General features: G+C 68.7%; 24 protein-coding genes. 9 read left to right on the top strand and 15 right to left on the bottom strand.

The features are described from left to right. Positions 1–454: 454 nt before the first annotated feature. Positions 455–817, bottom strand: coding sequence for an Ig-like domain-containing domain (locus tag AC1RR5_RS17175; protein WP_492923268.1), 363 nt, complete (start codon positions 815–817; stop codon positions 455–457). 140 nt (positions 818–957) lie between these two features. Here AC1RR5_RS17175 and pip point away from each other — a divergent pair, with 140 nt between their 5' ends. Together pip and AC1RR5_RS17165 are read left to right on the top strand one after the other, a co-directional pair. Next, positions 958–2,043, top strand: coding sequence for a prolyl aminopeptidase (gene pip / locus AC1RR5_RS17170; protein WP_492923266.1), 1,086 nt, complete (start codon positions 958–960; stop codon positions 2,041–2,043). Positions 2,044–2,104: 61 nt separating this feature from the next. After that, on the top strand, positions 2,105–2,881 hold the full coding sequence (locus AC1RR5_RS17165; RefSeq protein WP_492923264.1) for a hypothetical protein: 777 nt from the start codon (positions 2,105–2,107) through the stop codon (positions 2,879–2,881). Positions 2,882–2,884: 3 nt separating this feature from the next. Here AC1RR5_RS17165 and AC1RR5_RS17160 read toward each other — a convergent pair whose 3' ends face one another. Together AC1RR5_RS17160 and AC1RR5_RS17155 are read right to left on the bottom strand one after the other, a co-directional pair. After that, positions 2,885–3,385: a PIN domain-containing protein gene (locus AC1RR5_RS17160; RefSeq protein ID WP_492923262.1), complete on the bottom strand. Its 501-nt coding sequence runs from the start codon at positions 3,383–3,385 to the stop codon at positions 2,885–2,887. Continuing rightward, complete coding sequence (locus tag AC1RR5_RS17155) at positions 3,385–3,639, bottom strand: type II toxin-antitoxin system Phd/YefM family antitoxin (RefSeq protein ID WP_492923260.1); 255 nt, start codon at positions 3,637–3,639, stop codon at positions 3,385–3,387. The genes AC1RR5_RS17160 and AC1RR5_RS17155 overlap by 1 nt, the downstream gene beginning before the upstream one ends. Before the next feature lie 207 nt (positions 3,640–3,846). Between AC1RR5_RS17155 and AC1RR5_RS17150 the strand changes: the two genes are divergently transcribed. Continuing rightward, on the top strand, positions 3,847–5,211 hold the full coding sequence (locus tag AC1RR5_RS17150; protein WP_492923258.1) for a cation:proton antiporter: 1,365 nt from the start codon (positions 3,847–3,849) through the stop codon (positions 5,209–5,211). A gap of 124 nt (positions 5,212–5,335) precedes the next feature. Further along, a complete protein-coding gene (locus AC1RR5_RS17145) occupies positions 5,336–6,478 on the top strand; it encodes a glycosyltransferase (protein ID WP_492923256.1) in 1,143 nt (380 codons plus the stop codon). 9 nt (positions 6,479–6,487) lie between these two features. Here the strand turns inward: AC1RR5_RS17145 and AC1RR5_RS17140 are convergent, their stop codons facing one another. Next, positions 6,488–8,041, bottom strand: coding sequence for a tryptophan halogenase family protein (locus AC1RR5_RS17140; RefSeq protein WP_492923254.1), 1,554 nt, complete (start codon positions 8,039–8,041; stop codon positions 6,488–6,490). A gap of 112 nt (positions 8,042–8,153) precedes the next feature. Between AC1RR5_RS17140 and AC1RR5_RS17135 the strand changes: the two genes are divergently transcribed. Then, the gene (locus AC1RR5_RS17135) at positions 8,154–9,356 is read left to right on the top strand and encodes an epoxide hydrolase family protein (protein WP_492923252.1); all 1,203 of its coding nucleotides are present in this window, start codon (positions 8,154–8,156) and stop codon (positions 9,354–9,356) included. Here the strand turns inward: AC1RR5_RS17135 and AC1RR5_RS17130 are convergent. Genes AC1RR5_RS17130 through AC1RR5_RS17120 form a run of 3 tightly spaced genes read right to left on the bottom strand, consistent with a single transcriptional unit; the run spans position 9,344 to position 12,171 of the window. Next, positions 9,344–10,015: a helix-turn-helix domain-containing protein gene (locus tag AC1RR5_RS17130; RefSeq protein ID WP_492923250.1), complete on the bottom strand. Its 672-nt coding sequence runs from the start codon at positions 10,013–10,015 to the stop codon at positions 9,344–9,346. The genes AC1RR5_RS17135 and AC1RR5_RS17130 overlap by 13 nt on opposite strands. Beyond that, on the bottom strand, positions 10,015–11,244 hold the full coding sequence (locus tag AC1RR5_RS17125) for a PQQ-dependent sugar dehydrogenase (RefSeq protein ID WP_492923248.1): 1,230 nt from the start codon (positions 11,242–11,244) through the stop codon (positions 10,015–10,017). Before AC1RR5_RS17125 ends, AC1RR5_RS17130 begins: the two co-directional genes overlap by 1 nt. Positions 11,245–11,277: 33 nt before the next feature. Then, the gene (locus tag AC1RR5_RS17120) at positions 11,278–12,171 is read right to left on the bottom strand and encodes a LysR family transcriptional regulator (RefSeq protein WP_492923246.1); all 894 of its coding nucleotides are present in this window, start codon (positions 12,169–12,171) and stop codon (positions 11,278–11,280) included. A gap of 95 nt (positions 12,172–12,266) precedes the next feature. Here AC1RR5_RS17120 and AC1RR5_RS17115 point away from each other — a divergent pair, with 95 nt between their 5' ends. Next, positions 12,267–12,659, top strand: a complete 393-nt coding sequence (locus tag AC1RR5_RS17115; RefSeq protein WP_492923244.1) for a RidA family protein — start codon at positions 12,267–12,269, stop codon at positions 12,657–12,659. Here AC1RR5_RS17115 and AC1RR5_RS17110 read toward each other — a convergent pair. The 3 genes from AC1RR5_RS17110 to AC1RR5_RS17100 form a co-directional block, all read right to left on the bottom strand. Continuing rightward, on the bottom strand, positions 12,656–13,696 hold the full coding sequence (locus tag AC1RR5_RS17110) for an oxidoreductase (protein ID WP_492923242.1): 1,041 nt from the start codon (positions 13,694–13,696) through the stop codon (positions 12,656–12,658). The two genes, AC1RR5_RS17115 and AC1RR5_RS17110, sit on opposite strands and share 4 nt — an antisense overlap. Positions 13,697–13,820: 124 nt before the next feature. Then, a complete protein-coding gene (locus tag AC1RR5_RS17105; protein WP_492923240.1) occupies positions 13,821–15,095 on the bottom strand; it encodes an MFS transporter in 1,275 nt (424 codons plus the stop codon). 39 nt (positions 15,096–15,134) lie between these two features. Beyond that, on the bottom strand, positions 15,135–15,956 hold the full coding sequence (locus AC1RR5_RS17100; protein WP_492923238.1) for a 2-keto-4-pentenoate hydratase: 822 nt from the start codon (positions 15,954–15,956) through the stop codon (positions 15,135–15,137). A gap of 289 nt (positions 15,957–16,245) precedes the next feature. Between AC1RR5_RS17100 and AC1RR5_RS17095 the strand changes: the two genes are divergently transcribed. Continuing rightward, positions 16,246–18,294 carry a hybrid sensor histidine kinase/response regulator gene (locus AC1RR5_RS17095; protein ID WP_492923236.1) on the top strand — a complete coding sequence of 683 codons (2,049 nt, stop codon included), beginning with the start codon at positions 16,246–16,248 and terminating at the stop codon, positions 18,292–18,294. Here the strand turns inward: AC1RR5_RS17095 and AC1RR5_RS17090 are convergent. From AC1RR5_RS17090 to AC1RR5_RS17080, 3 genes are read right to left on the bottom strand one after another with little or no spacing between them, the layout of a single operon-like run. Continuing rightward, a complete protein-coding gene (locus tag AC1RR5_RS17090; protein ID WP_492923234.1) occupies positions 18,291–18,542 on the bottom strand; it encodes a hypothetical protein in 252 nt (83 codons plus the stop codon). The genes AC1RR5_RS17095 and AC1RR5_RS17090 overlap by 4 nt on opposite strands. Positions 18,543–18,570: 28 nt before the next feature. Continuing rightward, a complete protein-coding gene (locus AC1RR5_RS17085; RefSeq protein ID WP_492923232.1) occupies positions 18,571–20,238 on the bottom strand; it encodes a TadG family pilus assembly protein in 1,668 nt (555 codons plus the stop codon). A 1-nt stretch (position 20,239) separates the two neighbouring features. Next, positions 20,240–20,665 carry a TadE/TadG family type IV pilus assembly protein gene (locus AC1RR5_RS17080; protein WP_492923230.1) on the bottom strand — a complete coding sequence of 142 codons (426 nt, stop codon included), beginning with the start codon at positions 20,663–20,665 and terminating at the stop codon, positions 20,240–20,242. A 236-nt stretch (positions 20,666–20,901) separates the two neighbouring features. Here AC1RR5_RS17080 and AC1RR5_RS17075 point away from each other — a divergent pair, with 236 nt between their 5' ends. Both AC1RR5_RS17075 and AC1RR5_RS17070 read left to right on the top strand, forming a co-directional pair. Beyond that, positions 20,902–21,792: a PAS domain-containing protein gene (locus AC1RR5_RS17075; protein WP_492923228.1), complete on the top strand. Its 891-nt coding sequence runs from the start codon at positions 20,902–20,904 to the stop codon at positions 21,790–21,792. Between the two features lie 62 nt (positions 21,793–21,854). Then, the gene (locus AC1RR5_RS17070) at positions 21,855–22,220 is read left to right on the top strand and encodes a BlaI/MecI/CopY family transcriptional regulator (RefSeq protein WP_492923226.1); all 366 of its coding nucleotides are present in this window, start codon (positions 21,855–21,857) and stop codon (positions 22,218–22,220) included. Between the two features lie 8 nt (positions 22,221–22,228). Here the strand turns inward: AC1RR5_RS17070 and otsA are convergent, their stop codons facing one another. Both otsA and otsB read right to left on the bottom strand, forming a co-directional pair. After that, entirely contained in the window at positions 22,229–23,716 is a 1,488-nt protein-coding gene (gene otsA, locus AC1RR5_RS17065; protein ID WP_492923224.1) for an alpha,alpha-trehalose-phosphate synthase (UDP-forming), read from the bottom strand. After that, positions 23,713–24,507 carry a trehalose-phosphatase gene (gene otsB, locus AC1RR5_RS17060; RefSeq protein WP_492923222.1) on the bottom strand — a complete coding sequence of 265 codons (795 nt, stop codon included), beginning with the start codon at positions 24,505–24,507 and terminating at the stop codon, positions 23,713–23,715. The genes otsA and otsB overlap by 4 nt, the downstream gene beginning before the upstream one ends. Positions 24,508–24,570: the final 63 nt, after the last annotated feature.

The following is a 24,570-nucleotide window of genomic DNA, read 5'->3' as shown; positions in this document are numbered from 1 at the left end:
TCGAAGAGGACGGGCTTACGCCAGACACGCCCCTTTGCCTTCGACCACGCCGGCGGCGGGCGGGCCTGGTCAGCGAACCAGGTCCCCGGACCGTCCGAGTATCCCCCTCGGACCTCCACCGCTCGACCGCCCCCCGAAGCCGCGAAGGTCGCTGGCCGCGCGCCCTCCCCAGTGCTTCGAGGTGAGGGCAGGATAGGGCGGGTTTTGGAGGCGGGGACGGGGAGCGGTGAACGCTCGTCGCCTACATCTCCCTCTCTCTTAGAGAGAGAGAGGGGCCAATGCGCAGCATGGGAGGGTGAGAGGTTACACTCTCAGCCGAATAAACTGAGGAGGTTCAGCTGCTTGATCAAATCGGCCACCGGCTTCGCCTAACCTCTCACCCTCCCACGCCTGACGGCGCGGGCCCCTCCCTCTCTCTAAGAGAGAGGGATTCAACACCCGTCCCCCGACGAGCTTAGTGCGCGGAGAACTGCAGCATCGCCGGCGCCGCCGCCACCCCATCCAGCGACTGGAAGTTCTTGAACCGGTCGTTGTTGAAGCCGATCCAGTAGTCCTTCCCGGCCTCGACCGTGCAGTCCAGCGTGAAGGTCCGTCCGTCCTTCGACTGGACCGGGGTCTTGGCGCAGTCGGGATAGCTGGCCGGGTCGCGCATCACGAACGACCAGCTGGCGCGCATCGGCTGGTCGAAGGTGACCTTGATCTGGATCTTGCCCGCCGCGACCTCGGCCCCGACCTTGGGAGAGACCGACCGCACGTGCGGGATGCCGCCGGCGGGAGGGCCTGCTAGCGCGACGACGGCGACGAAGGGGATGATCATGGCGGGCTCCACCTTGGGGCGAGGGCGCAGATCAACACGCCTTCATGGTCGCCGCAACGCTCGGCGAACCCTGTTTCTTCTGGAGTCTGGCGTGGCGTGGCGCGAAACTGCCGGCAAGTGCTTCGACAGGGACTAGAGTCATGGATTTCTCGCGGCTGCGGACGACCAGCAAGGTCACCACCGAGTGGACCTACGACCAGGGCCAACCCCTGAGCACCGGCTGGCTGCGGGTCGACACCGCGCCCGACCACGAGCTGCACTGGGAGGAATACGGCCGCGCCGACGGCGAGCCGGTGATGTTCCTGCACGGCGGTCCGGGCGGCGCCTGCGCGCCGGTGATGTCGCGGTTCTTCGATCCTGATCGCTATCGCGTGATCCTGTTCGACCAGCGCGGCTGCGGGCTGAGCCGGCCCACCGTGGCGGCCGACGGTCCCGAGAAGGCCCTGGCCCACAACACCACCGATCACCTGGTCGCCGACATCAACGCCCTGCGCGACGCCTTGGGCATCACCGGCAAGATGCACGTCTTCGGCGGCAGCTGGGGCAGCACCCTGGCCCTGGTCTACGCCATCCGGAACCCGGAGAAGGTCGCCTCGCTGATCCTGCGCGGCATCTTCCTGGGGCGGAAGGAGGACCTGCTCTACATGTACCAGGGCAACGCCTCGACCTTCGCCGAGCAGCCCTACGCCCTGACCGAGCCGGGCGCCTATATCGCCTATCCCGACGAGTGGAAGGCCTTCGTGGAGGTGATCCCTGCCGAGCAGCGCGGCGACATGATGGGCGCCTACAAGGCGATCTTCGACATGGTCCCGGCCAACGACGCCCAGCGTGACCTGCAGCTGAAGGCGGCCCTGGCCTGGTCGGTCTGGGAAGGCACGATCTCGAACATGATCCCGGCCGACGAGGACGCGGGCAAGTTCGGCGAGGCCGAATTCGCCCTGTGCTTCGCCCAGATCGAGGCCCACTTCTTCGCCAACCACCTGTTCCTCAAGCCCGACGAGATCACCGACGGCGTGAGCGCGTTGAAGGGCGTGCCTGTGCACATCGTCCATGGCCGCTTCGACCAGGTCTGCCCGCTGACCCAGGCCTCGCGCCTGGTCGAGGCGCTGGAGGCGGCGGGCCTGCCGCCGGCGACTTATGTGCGCACCGATGCGGGCCACAGCGCGATGGAGGCCCAGACCGTCCTGGCCCTGACGGCGATCATGGACGGGCTGCCCCGGATCTAGGGAACGGCCGGGGCGATTCCCGGGTTGAACCTGCATGGATCAACCGTGCGAGTTCACGCAGATGTCGTCGCCAGTTCAAAAGCCCACCGTGATCGGCGCGTCGCGCCGCTGCGGCGTGGCCGTCCTGGCGCTGTGCCTGGGCCTGGGGGCGGCCGACGCGGCGCTGGCGGGCAAGCAGGAGAAAGACTCTCCGAAGATCCCGAAGACTTCCGCCGAGGCCAATGGCGACAACCTGGGCTCGGCCATGGTCGCGCCGCTGCGTGACATCAACGTCGTGCGCTCGCAGATCCCCGACCTGCTGACCAAGGCCACCATCGACCCCTACGCCCCGCCCAAGACCGGCTGCGCGCCGCTGAAGGCCGAGATCGACAGCCTCGACGCCGTTCTGGGCGACGACTACGACGACCCCAAGGACGACAACAAGAATGACGGCATGTCCCGCCCGGTCCTGGGCGTGGTGGCCAGCACGATCACCGACGTCATTCCGATGCGCGGCTGGGTGCGCCGCCTGACTGGGGCCGAGCGCCACGACCAGCAGGTGCGTGACGCCATCAAGGCTGGCTTCGTCCGCCGCGGCTATCTGAAGGGCCTCTACAACGCCGGCACCTGCAAGGGGAACCGCGTCGTCTACGTCTCGGCCAAGGCCGCGCCCAAGCCGGTGTTCGTGGCGGCCTCGGCGGTCCCGCCGCCCGCGCCGGTGCAGGTCGCCGCCAACCCCGCGCCGCCGCCGGTTCCGCCGCGCGATCCGGGACTGCCGCCCGTTGGCGCCGCCGTGCCGTTTGGCCCCGCCGCGCCGCCGCTGGCGGTCGCTTCCGCCGAAGTCAGCGGGATCCAGTAGGCCTTAGCCGCGCACGAAGATGTTGCGCAGCCATTGCGTGCCGGCCTTGGCGGCCTGGCCCCAGTCTTCCTCGTCGTCCAGCGCCTCGGGCTTGTAGCCCCAGGGATTGAACACCTTCAGGCGCGGAACCTTGGCGAAGGCGGCGACTTCGCGCGTGGCCAGGGTCAGGCCGTGCTCCAGCGCCGTGGCGGCCAGCAGCGCGTCGCGGCCGTCGGTCAGGGGCAGGTGGCCTCGCCGACGGACCACGGCGGCGTCGACCGCCAGGATACGGCCTTCGAAGGCGGGGGCGGCGCGGTTGTCCAGCCAGTCGCGCAGCGCGGCCGCCTTGGCCTTGTCCTTGCGCTCCGTGCGGGCCACGGCGCCTTCCAGCTCCAGCAGGGTCAGGGCCGAGATGAACAGGCTCGAGCGCGTGGCTCGCGCCGCCCAGGCGGCCAGGCCCGGATCGGTCGCGCCAGCCTTGGCGTTGCGCAGTTCGAAGACGACGTCGGTGTCGAGCAGATGCATCAGTCGTCGCCCTTGTAGCGCCCTTGGCGATCCCAGGTCTCGGTCGAGCGCGGCAGCTCCAACGCGGGCAGGCCGGGCATGGCCAGCAGGTCGACGATGGTCTCGGTCTGGCCGGTCAGCCGGCGGTAATCTTCGACGCTCATCAGCACGTGGGTGGGCCGGCCACGGTCGGTGACGAACACCGGCTCGATTCTCGCCGCGCGCTTGGCCTGGCTGACATCCTGGTTGAATTCGCGGCTCGTGATGACCTTCAAGACGTACCGACCTGCTCACATTGACAAGGCTGTCTTGTAGGTACGTTACTACGTCGTGTCGTTCCGGCAACAGAAATTTGGCCAACGAAAACAATCGACTGACAAGGCTGTCAAAAATGGGTGCGCCACATTGCGCTCCAGCGGGATTCCTGCGCGGCATGGGGGCAAGGCGCAAAGCCAGACGACATCTATTAGGGGGCTAAGACAGTGTCAGACCTACTCTCGCAGACCATCGCCACGGCGGCGGACCTGCTCAACAAGCACGGACCGGCCATCAAGGCCGCGCCCAACAGCTTCTCACCGACCGACTTTTCCGTTCACTTCTTCCTGCAGCTGGCCGTGATCGTGCTGGCCTGCCGCGTCGTCGGCTGGCTGGGCCAGAAGCTGCTGAAGCAGCCCCAGGTCGTGGGTGAGATGATCGCCGGCGTGGTGCTTGGCCCGTCGCTGCTGGGCCTGCTGGCCCCCGACCTCCAGGCCGCCATCTTCCCAAAGGAAACCAAGAACATCCTGTATGTCGGCGCTCAGCTGGGCGTGGGCCTCTACATGTTCATGGTCGGCACCAGCTTCCAGGCGGGCCACTTCAAGGCCAAGGCCAAGAGCGCCATGAGCGTCTCGTTCGCCGGCATCGCCGCGCCGTTCCTGATCGCCGCCGCCATCACGCCCTTCCTGCTGAAGGTGCCGGGCCTGTTCGCGGCCGGCATCAGCCAGGCCAACGCCACCCTGTTCATGGGCGCCTGCATCGCCCTGACCGCCTTCCCGATGCTGGCCCGGATCATCAACGAGCGCGGCCTGGCCAAGACCTCGCTGGGCACGCTGTCCCTGACCGCCGGCGCCTTTGACGACGCAGTGTCGTGGTGCGTGCTGGCCCTGGTGCTGGCCACCTTCGGCGGCGGCCCCGGCGTGGCGGGCCTGGCCATCGGCGGCGGCCTGCTGTGGGTGCTGTTCGTCGTCACCATGGGTCCCAAGATCCTGGCGCCGCTGGGCCGCATGGTCGAGCGCGATGGCGAGATGACCACCTCGACCCTGGCCCTGGTCATCCTGGCCTTCTGTACGTCGGCCTTCCTGATGGACGCCGTGGGCATCCACGCCATCTTCGGCGGCTTCATCCTGGGCGTGGTCATGCCGCGCGGCCTGCTGGTCGAGGAGCTGAAGAAGAAGGTCGAGCCGATCGCGGTCGTGCTGCTGCTGCCGATGTTCTTCACCTATTCGGGCCTCAACACCCGGATGGACATGGTCAACTCGCCGACCCTGCTGCTGATCGCCCTGGGGGTCCTGGCCTGCTCGATCCTGGCCAAGTGGGGCGCCTGCTACGTCGCCGCCCGCTTGACCGGCGAGAACCATGCGACCGCCATGGGCATCGGCGCCCTGATGAACTCGCGTGGCCTGATGGAGCTGATCATCATCAATATCGGCCTGCAGAAGGGCATCATCGGCCCGACCCTGTTCTCGATGCTGGTGCTGATGGCGATCGTCACCACGGTGATGGCCAGCCCGCTGTTCGAGGTCGTCTACGGCAAGAAGGCCCGCGAAAGCGGCGAGCTGGGCGCGGTCCCGGACGCCGCGAAGGCCTAGAGCCCGCGCAAACGAAACACTTCCCCTGGGCCCGCTTCGGCGGGCCCTTTCTTTGGGGCGTCCGACCCAGCATCGGATTGTTACAGTACGGCGGTAGCGCTGGTCATTCGCACCGGAGCCCGCCATGCGTCACGTCTATCTCTACGTCCACGACCTGCGGTCCAGCGGCGTGGTGCGCAACGCCATCGACTTCGCCAAGCGGCTCGCCCAGGACCATCCCACCACCCTGGTCGTGGGCTACGGCGAGGGCTTTTTCGCCGAGGAAGCCGCGCGCGGGCCGTTCGCGCTGAAGGTGCTGGCGCTCCGGGAAGGCGCGCTGGGACGGGGCGTGGCGGCCTTGCGGCTTCGGGCCTGGCTGTCGCGCCAGCCCGCGGGCGCGCTGATGTCGGTGGGCAATATGGGCCACTGGACGCCGTTCCTGGCCTGCCAGGGCCTGCGCCACATCGCCCGCATCTATTGCATCAGCAACGAGGTGGCCCGCGACGACGGCCTCAAGAGCCGTACGCGCCTGGCCTGGATGAAGCTTCTGACCCTGGACGCCGCCCGGATCGTCGTAGTCGGCCGCGCGCTGCGCCGCCTGCCGCTGTTCGCCGAGGCCATCGCCTCGGGCCGCGCGGTCGAGCTGCCGAACGGCGTCGACAACGCCCTGGCCGCCCGGCTCGCCCAGGCGCCGGCGCCGCATCCCTGGCTTGAGGACCAGGTCCCGGTCGTGGTCGGCATCGGTCGGCTGCGGCCGCAGAAGAACTTCGACCTGTTGATCGAGGCCATGGGCCGGGCTCGCCAGACGCGACGCCTGCGGCTGGCGATCATCGGCGGCGGCGCCCCGGCCGAGCAGGCGCGACTGACGGGCTTGGCGCAGGCCGCCGGGCTGGGGGAGGATTTCCTGCTCGCGGGCGAGACCGACAACGTCTTCGCCTGGCTGCGCCGCGCGGCGGTGTTCGCCCTGCCGTCCCGCTGGGAGACGTCGTCGCTGGCCCTGCTCGAGGCCCTGGCGGCGGGCGCGCCGGCAGTGGCGTCCAGGATCGCCGGCGACGCGGCCCAGGTGCTGGAGGAGGGCCGTTACGGCCTGCTGTTCGATGGCCAGGATCCCGACGCGCTGGCGGCGGCGCTGCTGGCCCAGGTCGAGGCCCCGGTCCGGCCGGGCGATCGCGCTCTGGCCTACGACCTCAGCCTGACCGATGACGCCTATGCCGCGCTGATCGCGGAGGTCCTGGCGTCCGGCTCAGCCCGCTGGACGCCCTCCACGGGTCCCGCGTTCGCAGGGTGATCGAGGCCCCTAGACCCCCTCTAGCGCCCGATCGAACCCGAACTTGTTGATCTGGGCGATCAGGTCGCGGTGGCTGGGCAGGTCCTGGGTCGCGCGGTCGGCGAAGCCTCGGATCTTGGCGAACAGCTTGGCGGCCGCCGCGACATCCGGGAACTCGCCCGCGCCGTCGGTCAGGTCGGTTTTGAAGCCCATGCCGTACAGAATGTACTGGTAGTTGAAGAAGGCGAAGGTCTCGAGGTCGAGGATGAAGTCGAAGCGGGCCGGCGGGCGGTGACGCCACTGTTCCAGCAGGTCGACCAGCCGCTCGGGGATGGTCGTCGGGTTGGCGTTCTCGCGCCAGAACCGCTCGGGCCGCTGGCTGAGGCAATAGTGCAGCTTCAGAAAGACGATGATGTTGTCGTAGCGCGCCGTCATCAGCTCGTTGAAGCGGCGGGCGGGGGCGCTGACCGGGCCCGAGTGCGGGAAGAGCTCGGCGATCATCGCCACGGCGGCTTCGATCAGCACCACGCCGGTGGACTCCAGCGGCTCCAGGAAGCCGGCCGAAAGGCCCACGGACACGCAGTTCTTGATCCACTGCTTCTCGCGATAGCCGGCGTCGAAGCTGATCTTGCGGGTCTCGATCTCGGCGCCGCCCAGGTAGTCGCGGAGGAGCGTCTCGGCGCGGTCGTCGTCGATGTGGTCGCTGGAATAGACGCAGCCGACGCCGCGACCGTGGGCCAGGGCGATGTCCCAGATCCAGCCGGCCTCGTGGGCGGTGGCGACGGTGTAGCTCTGGATCGGCGCGTCGGGTGCGGCGTAGGGCGCGCGGCAGGCCATGGCGCGGTCGGTGAACAGGATCGGCTTCACCGACTTGAACGGCGCGCCCAGGGCCTTGCCGATCAGCTCGGCGCGGAAGCCGGTGCAGTCGATATAGAGGTCGGCGGTGAGGTCGCCGTGCTCGGGGCTGACGATGTGGTCAATCGCGCCGGTCTCGTCCAGCACGGCCTCGGTCAGGTTGCCCTTCAGGTGGCGTACGCCCAGTTCCTGGGCGCGCTCCGCCAGCACCGCCGCCAGCTTGGCGGCGTCGAAGTGGTAGGCGTAGTTCAGCGGCCCGGCGAAGTCGCTCTCGTGCGGGCGCTTGGGCGCGCGCTGGGCGTCGGCGACGCGGGCCTGGATGGTCACGGCCTCGGCGAAGGGCGCGCGGGTGGCCTCGCTCTGCAGCAACCAGTAGGGCGCCAGGCTGGCCCCGTCGGTCGAGAACGGCGCCTCGAACGGGTGGAAGAAGGCGTGATGCTGGCCGGCTTCCGGCGCGCGCGCCCAGTCGACGAAGCGGATGCCCTGCTTGAACGTGGCCGAGGTCTCGCGGATGAACCGCGCCTCGTCGATGCCGAGGAACCGCAGGGTGTTGCGGATCGTGGGGAAGGTGGCCTCGCCGACGCCGATGATGCCGATGTCGGGCGACTCCAGGAGAGTGATCTCCAGGTGCGCCCGCTCGTCCACGCGCAGGGCCTTGGCCAGATAGGCGGCCGTCAGCCACCCGGCCGTCCCGCCGCCAACGATGAGGATGCTTCGCCTGCGTTGCATGCGGGATTGATAGCAGAGTTCGGCGACGGGCGAGGGTTTTCGCATTTCTACAATTAGCGCCCGAGGCCGGTCGGTAGCCTGACTTCACTGAAACGAAGACAGGACGCCCGCCATGAACCGCCGCGACTTCGGAAAGACGCTCCTCGCGACGGCCCTGCTGGGCGGCCTCGTCAGCCAACCCGCTCGCGCAAAGGACCGCCCCGCCATGACCCCGACGCCCCTCAAGATCGCCATCCCGGACGCGCAACTGGCCGACCTGAAGTCGCGCCTGCAACACACCCGCTGGCCGGACGAGCCCGCCGACTCCGCGTGGATGTTCGGGACCAGCCTGGGCTACATGAAGTCGCTGACCGACTATTGGCTGAACCGGTACGACTGGCGCGCGGCCGAGGCGAAGCTGAACGCCCTGCCGAACTACAGGGTGGCGATCGATGGGATCGAGCTGCACTTCGTCCATCAGCCGTCGAAGAAGAAGGACGCCCCGGCGCTGCTGTTGCTGCACGGCTGGCCCGACAGCTTCTATCGCTATCACAAGGTGATCGACGCCCTGTCGGAGGACTTCCACGTGGTCGTGCCGTCGATCCCGGGCACGGGCTTTTCGGGCCGCGTGGCCCAGCCGGCCGACCAGACCGCCGACCTTTTCGTGAAGCTGATGGGCCAGGTGCTGGGCCACGAGCGCTTCATGGTCGCCGGCGGCGACCTGGGCTCGGTGATCGCCATGTCGCTGACCCAGCGCCATGCGGACAAGGTCATCGGCATCCATGTCACCGACGTCGGCTATCCGGACCACACCACCGACTTCTCCGTGTTGAGCGGGGCCGAGCAGGCCTATGCGGGGGCCATCCAGCAGTGGTTCTTCACCCACGGCGCGTTCAACTTGGTGCAGGCCACCAAGCCGCAGAGTCTGGCCTTCGCGGTCAACGACTCGCCGGTCGGGCTGGCCGCCTGGATCATGAGTTTCATGTGCGGCATGGGCCTGGGCGACGCTGTGGACGCCAAGTTCGGCCGCGACGAACTGCTGACCAACATCATGATCTACTGGCTGACCGAGACGGCGGCGTCGTCGTTCCGGATCTACAGCCAGAACGCCATGAACGCGCCGACCATCAAGGGTGCGAACACCAAGGTTCCGGTGGCTGTGGCGACCGAGGCGCCGATCCCCGGCGGCGTGCGCCTGCCGCGCGAATGGGCCGATCGCCAGACGGGCGGCAATGTCGTGCGGTTCACCGACCTGGAGACGGCGGGCCACTTCGCGGCCTGGGAGGATCCCCAAGCCTTCGTGGCGGACCTCAAGGCCTTCCGTCAGAGCTTGTGAACGGCGTCGAGGTTCGAGGGCAGGGCGCCCATGATCTTCTTGATCGATTTGATCATGTGCGGCTGATCCGTGTAGCCCAGATCAGCCGCCACACCCGCCGAGGCCTCGCCCGCCTTCAGCCGCCGCACCGCTTCCTGGGCGCGGCGGATCTGCTGGAAGCTCTTCTGGGTGATGCCGGTGGTCTGCTTGAAGTGCTGCTGCACCGAGCGCGGCGAGGCGGCCTTGGGGGTCTCGCCGAAGGCCCGGGCCACCAGGTCGTTGGAGCGCAGCAAGCCCGCCGCGATCATGGCGTCGACCAGGAGCTCGACGTTCTCGAAGGTGGGCAGCGGGAACTCCACGCCATCCAGCTCGAAGACCGCGTCCCGCACCGGCAGGACGCGGATCTCTGGACCGACACGGGGCGTATCGTCCGCCGCCAGATAGACGTGGGCGGCGAAGGACAGGACGACCGAGCTCTCGCCGTTCTTGTAAGGCACCTCGACCGGCTCGGTGGCCTGGCCGCTCAGGAACACGAAGGATTGGCCGTCCGGAGCGATGCTGCGGATCAGGTCCCACGAGCCGTCGGGCGTGGCCGAATACAGGCCGTCGCTGAGACAGACCGTCTGCCAGACCGTGTCGATCCAGGGATGCGGGGACCGACGGCTCGTATGCTTCTGCATCAGCCTTTCGGGGTGATCTTGATCAGCTTGCCGTCGTCCTCGTCAGTGACGACATAGATCGCGCCGTCGGGGCCGGTGACGACGTCGCGGACGCGGCCGCCGATGTCGGTGAACAGGCGCTCCTCGCCGACGACCTTGCCGTCCTTCAGGACCAGGCGGTCGACATGCTGTTCCTTCAGCGAGCCGATCAGCACGCTGCCCTTCAAGGCCGGGAACAGGCTGGCTTCATAGAAGCTCATGCCCGAGGGGGCGATGACGGGGTCCCAATAATAGACCGGCTGCTCCAGGCCATCCTTCTGGGTGATGCCGTCGCCGATCGGCTTGCCGGAATATTCCTCGCCATAGGTGATGGTGGCCCAGCCGTAGTTCTTGCCGGCCTCGGGGTGGTTCAGCTCGTCGCCGCCCTTGGCGCCGTGCTCGACGGTCCACAGCTTGCCGCTGGGATCGAGGGCGGCGGCCTGCAGGTTGCGGTGACCGTACGACCAGATCTCGGGCTTGGCGCCCTCCTTACCGACGAAGGGGTTGTCGGAGGGGATCGAGCCGTCGGCGTTGATGCGCACGACCTTGCCCAGGGTGGCGTCCAGCTTCTGGGCTTGGGCGCGACCCGCGTCGATCGAGCGCTCGCCGGTGGTGATGAAGAGCTTGCCGTCCTTGGCGAAGACCAGGCGGCCGCCGAAGTGCAGGGCGCTGTCCATCTTCGGCGCCTGGCGCCAGATGACCTGGACGTTCTCCAGCTTGGGCGCGGCGCCCAGGACGAGCTTGCCGCGCGCGGCGCTGGTGCCGTTCACGCTGCCGTCGGCTTCCGAGAAGGTCCAATAGACCAGGCCGTTGCTGGCGTAGTTCGGGTCGATCGCGACGCCCAGCAGGCCGCCTTGGCCCTCGGCGAACACGGCGGGCAGGCCGGCGACGGCGGGGGACAGCTTGCCGTCCTTGGAGAGGATGCGCAGACGGCCGGCGCGCTCGGTGACCAGGATCTCGCCGGTCGGCAGGAAGGCCAGGCCCCAGGGGTGATCCAGGCCGCTGGCCAGGGTCGTGTACTGGCCGACGGTGTTTGAGTTCAGGCCCGGCGCGCGGGTCTGACCCGCGAAGGCCGGCTTCTGCTCGGGCGCGTTGGCGACGCGGCTCTCGACGGGCGCTCCGCCGGCTTGGCCCGGTTGGGCGGGGGCGGGACCACAGGCGGCCAGGGCGGCGGCGAGGGCGGCGGAGGCGGTGAGCAGGGAAGCGCGCATGCCGCGACCTTAGGATGATTTCCGTGACGGCGGCTAGCGGCGGGTTTCTCTAACCACGTCCAGGAAAGCGCGCAGCGCCGGCGGCACCGCGCGGTGGCCGGGATAGTAGACCGCCGCGGGCTCGGCGAACTGCAGCCAGGGCGCCAGCACCTCGCGCAGCTGGCCGGCGGCGAGGGCGGCCTGGGCGGTCGAGGCGATCACATAGGCCACGCCCAGGCCCCGGACGGCGGCCTCGACCATCAGCTCCTCGTCATCCAGCGTCACGGGGCCGGTGACGTCGAGGCTGATCGCCTGGCCGGCCCGTTCGAACTCCCAGCGATACAGGCGGGCGCTGGGCAGGCGGTGGCCGATGCAGCGGTGGCTGGCCAGCTCGTCGGGCGTGGTCGGGGTTCCGGCGCGATCCAGATAGGCGGGCGAGGCGACACAGACGAACCGCAGCGGCGCGCCGATCGGCACGGCTATCATGTCGCGGGGGATCGAGCCGGCCAGCCGCACCCCGGCGTCGAAGCCGGCCTGGACGATGTCGATCAGCTGGCCCTCGACGACCAGGTCCACGGTCACGTCCGGATAGCGCTCGGCCATGGTCGGCAGGACGTCGCGGACCAGGATGGCGGCCCCGGCGCGCGGGGCGTTGATGCGGACCGTGCCGGTCACCTGGCCCCGGAACGGCGCGACGCTGTCCAGGGCGTTGTCCAGCGAGGCCAGGGCCGGCTGCAGGCTTTGCAGCAGCTGGAAGCCGGCCTCGGTGGGCGAGACGCTGCGGGTCGTGCGGTTCAGCAGCCGCACGCCCATGCGCTCCTCCAGCGCCCGCATAGCGTGGCTCAGGGTCGACGGGGCCGCGCCCAGCTCGTCGGCCGCGCGCCGGAAGCTGCGGTGGGTGGCGACGGCCACGAAGGCGGCGAGGTCGTTTAGGGAGGGGCGTGTCATTACTGGTGATTTTGCATCAGCTTATGCCGATTTCAACGCCTAGTGGCGCACTGGCGCGGCGCCTATCTCGCTGGGACCGAGAAAGGAAACCCCCCATGTCCAAACGCGACGCCATCTTCCCCGCCGGCCGCCACGCTCTGTACGAGAAGCACCGGTACTCGCCCGCCATCCGCTCGGGTGACCTGTTGTTCGTCTCCGGCCAGGTCGGCAGCCGCGAGGACGGCACGCCCGAGCCGGTGTTCGAGGACCAGGTGCGGCTGGCCTTCTTCAACCTGCAGGCCGTGCTGGCCGCCGCCGGCGCCACCCTGGACGACGTGGTCGATGTCACCAGCTTCCACACCGATCCCGAGGCCCAGCTGGAGACCGTGCTGGCCGTGCGCGACGAGGTCATCGGCGCGCCGCCCTATCCGAACTGGACGGCGATCGGCGTCAACTGGCTGGCCGGCTTCGACTTCGAGATCAAGGTCATCGCCCGGATCCCGGCTTAAGCGACCGGCAGCTCCCGCCGCTCGTCGCTGGCCTTCTGGGCCAGTTCCAGCAGTTCCATGACCCGCAGCGCCTCTTCGACCGGCACGGGCGAGGGGGCGCCGTGCAGGATCGCCTCCCTTACCCCGGCGTAGAACTGCCGATATCCGGTGACTTCGGGCCGGACGTCCGTGTGGACCTGGACGTCGTTCTCGACCGTGGTCAGCACGCCGTGGCGGCTGTCGCGGCCCCAGCCGGACGCGCCGGGGACCATGCCGGCCTTCAGCTGGGCCTCCTGCGGATCGAGGCCATGCTTGACGAAGCTGGCCTTGGTCCCGTGCACGGCCATGCGCAGGTCCGAGGCGGCGGTCAGCAGGCTGCCGTGCAGGATCACCCGCAGGACGGGGTAGCGCAGGGTGACGTGGAAGTAGTCGTCGGCTTCGGCGCCCGCGCGCTGGGTTCCAATGTCGGCGGCGATGGCCAGCGGTTCGCCGAACAGCACCAGCGCCTGGTCCAGCAGGTGCGGCCCCAGATCCATCCACGCGCCCGAGCCCGGGCCGGCCCGCTCGCGCCAGCGGTCGCGCACTTCGGGGCGGAAGCGGTCGAAGTGGCTCTCGTACTGCGTGACATCGCCCAGCACGCCCTCGGCGATCAGGCGCTGCAGGGTCTGGAAGTCGCTGTCCCAGCGGCGGTTGTGGAACACGGCCAGCAGCTTGTCGGCGGCCTTGGCCGCGTCGGCCATGGTCCGCGCCTGGGCGGCGTCGAGGGCGAAGGGCTTGTCGACCACCACGTGCTTGCCGGCGGCGAGGGCGGCGATCGCCTGGGGCGCGTGCAGGACGTTGGGCGTGGCGATGACGACGAGGTCGATGGCCGGATCGGCCAGGGCCTTGCTCAGCTCAGCAACGACGCGGGCGTCCGGGAAGTCCGCCGCCACCTTGGCCGGATCGCTGGACACCACCGTGTGCAGGGCAAAGCCCGGCGTGGCGACGACCAACGGGGCGTGGAAGGTCTTGCCGACATAGCCATACCCAATGAGGGCGACGTTCAGATCTGAGCTCATGGCCGCGTTCTAACGAAAAGGGCCGGGGATTGCTCCCCGGCCCTGATCGCGTTCGCGTGAAGCGTGGCGGTCTCTATGCTTGGCGCGCGTCCGGGCGGCGAACCGCCCACACTTCGCCGACGCGCTAGATGACCACCGGCTCCATCTTGGGCGTCAGCAGGTGGATCACCAGCAGCGCGACCAGATAGGCCGAGCCGGCGACGATGAAGATCGGGGTGTAGGTGCCGATCTGCTCCAGCACGTTGCCGATGTACTTCGAGAAGGCCATGCCCCCGAAGGCGCCCAGCATGCCGCCGATGCCGACCACCGAACCGACCGCGCCGCGCGGGAACACGTCCGACGGCAGGGTGTAGAGGTTGGCCGAGAAGCCCTGGTGGGCCGCAGTGGCGATGCCGATGATCAGCACGGCGAGCCACAGGTTGTCGACATTGGCCGCGAACATGACCGGCACGGCCAGCAGGGCGCAGACCAGCATGGTGACCTTGCGAGCCTTGTTGATGGTCCAGCCCATCTTCATGAAGTTGGACGACAGCCAGCCGCCGCCAACGCTGCCGACGTCCGACAGCAGGTAGATGGCGATCAGCGGCGGGCCGAACGACTTCAGGTCAAGGCCGTAGCGTTTGCCCAGGAAGTCCGGCAGCCAGAACAGGAACATCCACCAGATCGGGTCGATCAGGAACTTGCCCAGGGCGAAGGCCCAGGTTTCCTTCTTGGTCAGCAGCTTGGCCCAGCCGATCTTCTCGACGGGGTCGGCCGGATCCTGCTCGATGTGGGCCAGTTCGGCGGCCGACAGGTTCTTGGCTTCGCGCGGACGGCGATAGACCAGCAGCCAGATCGGCAGCCAGATCAGGCCGGCGACGCCGGTGACGATGAAGGCCATCTGCCAACCGAAGGCCAGCACGATGCCCGGAACGACCAGCGGGGTGACGATGGCGCCGATGTTGGTGCCGGCGTTGAAGATGCCGGTGGCGAAAGCGCGTTCCTTCTTGGGGAACCACTCGGCCACGGCCTTGATGCCGCCCGGGAAGCCACCGGCTTCACCGATGCCCAGGCCCATGCGCGCCGCGACGAAGCCGCCGAAGCCGGCCGCCGCCGCGTGGGCGATGTGGGCGATCTGCCAGATGGCGAAGGCCACGCCGAAGCCCCAGCGGGCCCCGATCTTGTCCATGATCCTGCCCCAGGCCAGGTACGCGATCGCGTAGGCCAGCTGGAAGTAGAAGACCAGGTCGGCGTAGTGCGTTTCGTTCCAGCCGAATTCCTTCGACAGGTCCGCCTTCAGGAGGCCGATCGTCTGGCGATCGACGTAATTGATGACCATCGCCGCGAACAGCAGCGAGACGATCACCCAACGATACCGTCCAATTTTCTCGGACGGGGCGGGCGCTTTCGAAAAGTCCATGGACGCCTTCCTTCCCCCTTTGTTGTGTTGGGTCTTTTCTTATTTCGCCGGAACGGCGACGCAATCCACGGTTCCGAACGGGCCGAAATCGATGTGGGCGACGTCGCCGGCGGCCACGTCATGAATGCCCGTGGTCGCACCGGTGGTGACGATTTGACCCTTCTTCAGCGGCTTGCCACGTGCGGCGACGGCGCCGAGCAGGAAGGCCAGAGCGGCCAGCGGAGAGCCCGGGATCGTCGCAGCGGTCGCCTTACCGACCGACTTGCCGTTGATGATGGTCTCGACCGGCATATCCTCCCAGGCGATGTCGCGCCAGTTGGAAATGGCCTGACCAATGATCTGACCATCGTTGTTGCCGAAGTCCGAGCACACGACCGTCGGGCCCAGGGCGTTGATGGTGGCCAGCGGGCTGCCGGCGATCTCGACGCCGACCAGCAGCTCGCCGACATATTCGGCGGCTTCCTCGGCGGTCCACTCGGTCTTGTCGGCCGGGGCGTCCTTGCCCAGGCGGATGATGAACTCGGCCTCGACGGCGCAGAAGCCGCCTTCGATGGCGCGGAACTCGTTCGGGGCGCCGACCTTGGCGTCCTGGACCTTGGACTTGAAGATGCAGCCGGCCAGACGCTCGGCGCCCAGGCGCTCACGGTGCTGCGGCGGGACCAGGCCCACCTTCCACCCGACCAGCTCGTCGGGCCACAGGTCGATGGCGATGTCCTGGACCGAATAGCCCTCGGCCATGCTTGAGGGAATCACGCCGCCCGGATAGCCGGGGACCGAAACGCCATCCTGGCGCGCCTTGACGAATTGGGGGGCGATGGCCGCGGGGGCAAAAACCACGCTGTCGGCCTCAGAAACGGTCACGCCGTAGATCCTCCCTCGAAATTCGGCACAGGTCCCGCTTGGCGGGGGTTGTGACGTCTCTAGTGGAAACCGGTGTCATTGACAATGAGGCCATGCGAGCGAGCGCTTCTGGTCGAATACCCGACATGAGGTCCCGTCACGGTCGAGTTCGCTCGACAATTTCAATTGTCGGGCGCAGAACGTCGCCAGATTTGTGGATAGGGTTAACAGTAGAAGAAATGTCTTCTGTATCCTGACTTTTCCACTATCGCGTTGTTTGGGGTGCAACTCAGTGGTGTATCGCGGGGAAATGCTGCTCGAATACCTCGAGAAACGTAATCGCCATCTGCTTGAAATTTGCCGCGTTCAATCGAAGCTTGTGGCGGCTGATTTCGATCTCGATGAATTCATGCAGATGTCGGTCAACTTGCTGCGATCCGTGTTCGGGTCGGGCGGCGTGGTGGTCGAACTCGTGGACGGCGACGAGATGGTCTATGTCGCCATCGACGCCGACCATGCCCGTTATCAGGGTCTGCGCCTGTCGAAAGAGGCCTCGCTGTCGGGCCGCGCCGCGCGCGAAGGCCAGCTGCTGCACTGCGACGACACGCATCAGGACGCGCGTGTCGACCAGGTCGCCTGCGAGAAGATCGGCATCCGCTCGATGGTCTGCGCGCCGCTGTTCCAGGACGGCCAGGCGGTGGGCGTGCTGAAGGCGTTCGACGCTGCGCCGGGCGCCTTCGACCGCGACGACGTCGAGACCGTGACCCTGGTGGCCGAGACCCTGGGCGCGGCCCTGGCCAAGCAGCTGGCGTACGGCGATCGCGAAGGCCTGATGGTCGAGCTGGCCATGGCCCGCGACGAGGCCGAAGCCGAGGCGCGCCGAGCCCACATGGCCGAGGCGATGGGCGGCCTGGGCCGCTGGCGCCACGACTATGTCACCGGGCGCAACGACTGGTCGGATCAGATGTACGACCTGCACGGCCTGCCGCGCGACACGGTGCTGAACGGCGAGCAGATCATGGCCATGGTCCATCCCGACGACATCGATCGGGTGCGGGCGCTGGTGCGCGAGCCCCGGCCACTGGGCGCGCAGAGCCGGTTCATCGACTTCCGCCTGACCCGCACCGACGGCGCCGAGCGCCGCATGCAGGCCATGACCACGGTCGAGCTGGACTCCAAGGGCCAGCGCACGGCGGTGATGGGCGTGCTGCGCGACGTCACCGAGCAATATGAACGCGAGCAGGCGCTGGCCCAGGCTCAGCGCGAGGCCGAGGCCGCCGCCCGCACCAAGGCCGCCTTCCTGGCCAACATGACCCACGAGCTGCGCACGCCGCTGACGGCCGTGCTGGGCTTCTCGCGCCTGGTCGAGCGCCGCCCCGACGTGGGCGAGGAGAGCCGGGCGCTGGTCCGCCGGATCCTGAACGCCGGCGAGGCCCTGCTGCACACGATCAACGACTTGCTGGACTTCTCCAAGCTGGAGGACGGCTGCGTCGAGATCCGGCCGCGTCCGATGGGCGTGGAGGCCAGCGCCCGCGAGACCCTGGAACTGCTGGCCCCGCAGGCCGGCGCCAAGCGCCTGGACCTGGAGCTGGTCGTCGATCCCACCACGCCCGGGCGGGTGATGCTGGACCCCGACCGCGTGCGCCAGGTGCTGCTGAACCTGACCGGCAACGCCGTGAAGTTCACGGACGTCGGGGCGGTCACGGTGACCCTGGCGCCGTCGCCGGACCGAGGCTCTCTGGTCTGGAGCATCCGCGACAGCGGGCCCGGCATCTCGGCCGAGGGCGTCGAGCGCCTGTTCGTCCGCTTCTCGCAGGTCGAGGGCGGCGGCCAGAGCGGCGGGGCGGGCCTGGGCCTGGCCATCTGCAAGGGGCTGGTCGACGCCATGGGCGGGACGATCGGCGTCGAGAGCATCCCGGGCGAGGGCTCGCGCTTCTGGTTCTCGCTGCCGATCGTGGCGGTCGACGCCGCCGAGGTCGATGCGCTGGACCAGAGCGTCTGCGTCGACGGTCGCAAGGTGCTGGTGGCCGACGATAATCCGGCCAACCGGCTCCTGCTGCGCACCATCCTGCAGGCCTTCGGCGCCGAGGTGGCCGAGGCCTGCGACGGCGGCGAGGCGGTGGACATGGCCGACGGCGGCGGATTCGACCTGATCCTGATGGACCTGCGCATGCCCGGCCTGGACGGGATCAGCGCCGCGCGTCAGATCCATGCCTTGGCCGGCGAGCGTCCAACGCCGATCCTGGCCTTCTCGGCCGACCGCGACCCGGTCCTGGACGCCGCGCTATTCTGCGGCGCCGTGCCCAAGCCGATCGAACCGGAGACCCTGCTGGCCGCCATGGCCAAGGCGATGGCCTAAGCCGCCTTGTCGGGCCGCCAGCCGTTCTCCAGCAGGTCCAGCGCCATCAGGTGCGCGACCTCCAGGGTCAGGGCCTCCAGCCCGTCCAGCAGTTCCTGCCGGCGCTCCTGGATCGGGGTGTAGGCATAGAGCGCGCAGATGGCATGCAGCCGGGCGCGAATGTTCGGCGGCTCGAAGCTGGAGCCCAGCAGGCTGAACTCGGACGGCGGCGTCTGGGTGAGGCGGAGCTGGTGATAGGCGAGGGGCATGGATGTGACTCCTTTCTAGAGTTGGGGTTTAGGCGACCAGGGCGGCGTCGCGGCAGCGCAGGCCGTTCATGCGGACGTCGGCCTGGCCCAGGCGTACGCCGACCAGGGCGGTCAGGCTGTTGAGGGCGTCGTCCAACGGGGCGGCGACGGGGGTGAGCAGGGCGGCGACCGAGCCGGTCAGGGCGCTTTCGCCAAGTCCCAGCCCCAGGCCCAGGATCGAGGCCTTCAGCGACAGGTTGCCCAGCAGGCTCGAGACGGTGGCCTGGGCCAGGTCGTTGGTCGAGACGGTCTTGACCACCCGGCCGCGCACCTCGTCCTGGCGGAAACGTACGGTCTGCCAAACTTGACCGCCCAGGGATGCCGACGCCTTGCCGCTGACCGAGAACAGCGGGGCCTTGGCGATCGTCGCCGGAACGGGGGCCAGCGGCGTCTTGAAGTCGTCGAGCTTGTCGGTGTCGATCTCGCCGATCATCAGCGAGCCCAGGCCGGGGCTGACGTCCAGCGTGGCCTCGTCGGTCGCGCACGACATCGCCTTCAGCCTGGCCGCGCCCGAGGCGGCCTCGACCAGGATCGGCAGCTTGACCTGGGCCACCGACAGCAGGCCCGTGCCGCCGACCTTGGCCTCCAGGTAGAGGCGGGTCTGGGCGGTGCGGACGATGACGTCGCGACTGGCGGTGATCGTCATCCAGGAGGCGTTGTTGGGCGGCTCGCCGATGGCCAGCCAGGCCTTGAGGTCAGCGACGCCGGGGACAGTCGTCCCGAGGTCCAGTTCGACCTGGCGGGCGCCGTTCGACAGCTCCAGCACGGCCTTGGACAGGTCCAGGGCGTCCAGCTTCACCGCCGCCCCGCCGCCGCCGGTCACGTGGCTCTGCCGGCCGTAGGGACCGGGGTCGACCAGGCGGGTCAGGTCGGCCGGGGTGCGGTCGCCCGCCGCCTGGGCCAGGGTGCGGGCGGCGTTCGAGGCCCGCGTCTGACCCTGCTCGCCCAGGACCCGCGACAGGGCCTTCAGCGCCTTGCCGGTGCTCAGCTTGGCGTCCAGCACCTCGTCGTACGAGGCGGCGGTCAGGTTCAGCTCGGTCTTCAGCGCGTCCATGTAGTCGAACAGGTCGACATCGGCGTCGGCCAGGGCGTCGTAGTCCATCACCGACAGGCCGACCTTGGAGCCGGTCAGGCCGGTCAGCAGGGCGTTGGCCAGGCCGCCGTCCAGCGCCGCCAGCCGCGTGCCGATCGAGAAGCTGGCCAGCTGAGCGCGGGCCGCCGTGGCCTGGCGGCTGATGGCCAGGCTGGATTGGCCGCTGACCATGTGACCGAAATAGAGCGGGGTCTGGCTGCTGATCTTCACACGCACCGCGTCGGGGTCGGTCCCGCCGGGCTGGAAGCGGGCCTTGGCGGCCACGGCCTGGTCGCTGGCGTAGCGACCCTTCTCGACGACGACGGTCAGCGGACCGTCCCAGCCGTTGGCGCGGGCCGTGGCCAGGGCGGCGGCCTCGGCGTGCTCCAGGTCGCGGGCGGCGGCCAGGGCGGCCAGGTCGGCCGTGCCTTGCAGCTTGCGGGTCTGCAGGAACACTGAGCCCATGTCGACGACCAGGGCGGTGGTCCCCAGCAGGGCGGACATGGCGACCGCGCTGATCAGCGCGATGCCGCCGTCCTCGTCCGAGGCGAAGTTGGGGTTCGAGGCGAAGTCGCGGCGGGCCATGTCAGTAGCCCCCCAGGCGGACCGAGGCCTGGCGCAGCACGGTCTTGGGCGGCGAGGGGACCAGGCCGTCGAAGGCCCGGAAGGCGTCCTGAGCGGTGTCGTAGCGGATCGACACCGTCAGCCGGTCGCTGTGGTTCTCGACGACGACGGCCGCGGCGGCCGGGCGCAGGCTGGGATAGTCGGCGACCTCGGAGGCCAGCGCAGCGCGGGCCAGCGACTCGCGCTCGGCGGTGTCCAGACCCGCCAGGGCCGCGCGGGCCGAGTCGTTGGCCAGCTGCTGCACGGTATGGGCGACCCAGAAGTACTGCCCCCAGACCAGGATCCCGATCAGCATGACCAGGAACACCGGCCCGAGGATGGCGAACTCGACAGCGACAGCGCCGCTCTCGGCGCCGCGAACCATCCTTTGTTTTGCACGTCTTTTCATGCGCGCCTCCTCCTTAGGGAGAGAAGTGTGCAGATGCACGCCTTGGGATTGGTAACGGCCCGGCCGCGCGGATTCTTCGCGATTAGTGCGACACCCTGCCGCACGGGTCGTGCGCGCCCCGGATGTTGTGGCGCGCGTTATGCAACAATAACGTGCTCGCGTGATGGTTCAGGCAAACGTCCTTAAGGCGAGCTTTCCGGCGTTTCACGGATTTTACGGACAGCCAGGAGGCTGCGATGAAGACCCTGAACTCCGAGCCGGTCTCGGTCACCGCCGGCGAGATCAGCCGAAACTTCGGACATTGGCAGGATCGGGCCCTCGAGGCGCCGGTCATCGTCACCCACCACGGACGCCCGCGCGTGGCGGTGGTGTCGGCTGGCCTGTTCTTCGGACTGTCGGAGGATACAGGCGGGCGCGAAGCCGAAACCCGCTCGCAGACGGCGCTGTCGGCGCTGTTGGGCGCGATGAGCGAGGCGTTCGTGGCCTTCGACGAACAGCTCAAGGTCGCCGCGGTCAATCACCCCTTCGAGGCGCTGGCCGGGCTGGGCGCGGTTCAGCTGGAAGGGCTGTCCTGGGCCGACCTCTTTCCCGCGCCGTGCCAGGCCCTGATCGGCGAACAGCTGCTGCGGGCGCTGAAGGCCGGCGAGGTCGTCGAGTTCGAGGCCAGCGCCGCGCCTAGCGGCGGGCGCCGCTGCAGCATGCGCGCCTTCCCTTATCCGGGCGGGGTGGCCCTGCTGATGCTCAACCGCAGCGAGGAGCGCGACCTGCGCCGTCGCTTCGAGGCGGCCTCGGCCTTCCGCACGGCGACCTCGAATCTGCATGACCTGGGGGCCGCGCGCCTGAACGTGCGCGGCGCCTTCGCCGAGCTGGACGAGCGGTTCGCGGCCATGACCGGCTTCAAGGTCGAGGAACTGATCGACTATCGCCTGACCGACGTGGTGCGCCCGGCCGAACGCCACGCGCTGTCGGCCCAGATCGAGGCGGTGCTGCGGACCAACGCGCCGGCGGTGACCATCGCGACCCTGCTGGTCAAGAACGGCGGCGAGCGTCCGATCGAGCTCAGCCTGGCTCCTGTATTGGAGGACTATGCGCCGATGGGGCTGATCGCGGCGGCCAGGGACGCTTAACCGCGCTTGACACCTGTAATAGCGGGTATAGCGTCCCCCGTTGAATTACGGACGTAAGCGTCATGCACATCACCGCCGCCGAAGCCCACGTCATGGAAGCGCTCTGGCGCCGTCAGCCGCTGTCGGCCGACGAGCTGGTCGCCGAGGTCGGCGCGTCCCAGCAATGGGGCGAGGCCACCGTCAAGACGCTGATCAATCGCCTGCTGAAGAAGAAGGCGATCAAGTCCGAGCGCGCCGAGGGCAAGCATGGCTACCGCCCACTGGTCGACCGCACGGCCTATGTCCAGGCCGAGAGCCAGGGCCTGCTGGACCGCCTGTTCGAAGGCCAGCTGGCCCCGCTGATCAGCCACTTCGCCCAGCACCGCCCGCTGAAGGCCGACGAGGTCGCGCGGCTGAAGAAGCTGATCGACGAGATGGGCGAGAAGTAGCGCCAGGCCTAAGCCCGCATCGCCTTCGCTTCAGCCTGCTGCGCCCGAAGCTTCTTGGCCGTCACGTCAAGGCTCTGAACCGCCGCAGGTTCCTCGCGGTCGTCATTGTCCGGACCCGGACGCGACCTCAGCGCCGTGACGAAGTTGTCGCGCCAGGCGGTGACGTCCTCGCGGGTGACGTTCTCGAACAGGGCTTCCCAGCGGCGTTTGCGCTCGTCCAGGCCCATGGACAGGGCCCGCTCCAGCGCGTCGGAGATCTCCTCCGGGCTGTTGGGATTGACGATCAGGGCGTCCTTCATCTGCCGCGCGGCGCCGGCGAAGCGCGACAGGATCAGCACGCCGGGATCTTCCGGGTCCTGGGCCGCGACATACTCCTTGGCCACCAGGTTCATGCCGTCGCGCAGCGGCGTGACCAGGGCGGCCTTGGCGGCGCGATAAATACCGGCCAGCTCGTCGCGTCGGTAGGAGCGGTTCACGTAGCGGATGGGGGTGGAGTCCATCTCGGCATAGGCGCCGTTGATCCGGCCGATCAGGCCGTCCAGCCGCGCGCGCAGGTCCTGATAGGCCTCGACCTCGTCGCGTGAGATCGGGGCGATCTGCAGCAGCATGGTCTCGCGCACCAGGTCGGGATGGTCGTGCAGGAACCGCTCGAAGCCGATCAGCCGCTCTTCCAGGCCCTTGGAATAGTCCAGGCGGTCAACGCCGACGATCATCTTGCGGAAGACGCTGTGGGCCATCATCCGGTCGTAGGTCTTGCGGGCCGTCTCGCCCTTGACCAGCTGGGCGAAATCCTGGGCGTCGACGCCGATCGGGAAGGCCGAGGCGTGCAGCTTGCGCCCGAAGGCCTGCAGCTCGCCGCGCTCGTTCTTGCTGCCGTGCACTTCCGAGAACACGTAGCCCTCGAAGGCGTGCAGCGACTCCTCGGTCTGGAAGCCGATCAGGTCGTAGTCGAACAGGGCCTCCACCAGCTGACGGTGGCGGGGCAGGGTGGTGACCAGCTGGTGGGCCGGCCAGGGGATGTGCAGGAAGAAGCCGATCCGATTGGTCACGCCCATCCGCCGCAGTTCCCGCGCCAGCGGGATCAGGTGGTAGTCGTGGATCCAGACCACGTCGTCCGGCTCGATCAGCGGCAGCAGGGTCTCGGCGAAGCGCTTGTTGACCCGGTCATAGCCCTCGCCGAACGAGCGGTCATAGGCCGTCAGGTCGACGCGATAGTGGAACAGCGGCCACAGCGTCTTGTTGGCGTAGCCGTTGTAGTACTCTTGGTAGTCGGTTTCCTCGAGGTCGACGGTGGCGACCGTAACGCCCTCGATCCGCTGCATGTTCAGCTGGCCGGTGAATTCCGGGATGGTCTTGCCGCTCCAGCCGAACCAGATGCCGGAATACTCCCGCAGGGCCGCGGCCAGGGCCATGGCCAGCCCGCCCACCGAACCTTCGCCGTCTGCCGCCGGGTTCGGCGGATTGACGCGGTTCGAGACGACGATCAGCCGGCTCATGCGTGCACCCCGAAAGCAACTTGGGGGGCCGAGAGGCCCTCCAGCCATTGGAAGACGGCGTCGGTGTCTTCGAGGCAGTAGCGCGCCTCGGTCGGACGGCGATGGCCGACCAGGATGCCGAAGCCGCCCAGGCGATTGACGGCCGCGAAGCCGTCCTCGTCGGTCAGGTCATCGCCGATGAACACCGGCATGGCGCCCAGGAACGGGGCCTCGCGCAGGAAGGCGGTCACGGCCGCGCCTTTGTCGGCGCCGGGCGTGCGTAGCTCGGCGACCATGTCGCCGAGCTGCAAAACGAGGCCCGTGGCCTGCGACAGGCGCTCGGCGGCCTCGATCACCGCTTCGGCGCAGGCCGGGGCGTTGCGATAGTGCAGGGCGACGCTAAGGCCCTTGTCCTCGAACAGCAGGCCGCGTTCGCAGTGGGCCAGCTCGACCAGGATGCGGCGGGCGTCGGCCAGGCCGGGGTGGGGCTCGCGCGCGATGACCGCGCCGTCGGCGGTGCGGCGCACCAGGCCGTGGACGGCGCCGATCGCCTTCATCTCACCGCCGAGGATGTAGTCCAGGTTCGGCAGGTCGCGGCCGCTGACCACGGCGACGCGGTCCTCGAACGTCTGACGCAGGCGCGCCAGCACCCGCGCGCGGCGGGCGTCGGGACCCACATCGTCGGGGCGGGGCATGATCGGCGCGAGCGTGCCGTCGAGGTCGAGAAACAGCGCGCAGCGGCGCGGCAAATCGACAGGCGGGGGCGGGAGATCGACAGATTCCAGGCGCGAGACCGTTTGAGCCGCGGTCATGGCGAGAACCCCCTCATCAATAAGCAACATGCGCCAAGAACGTCGGACAGCCCGGTTCGATCC

The organism is Caulobacter sp. GW821-FHT11E11, assembly GCF_058808315.1.
This window is presented reverse-complemented; position numbering and strand designations above follow the sequence as displayed.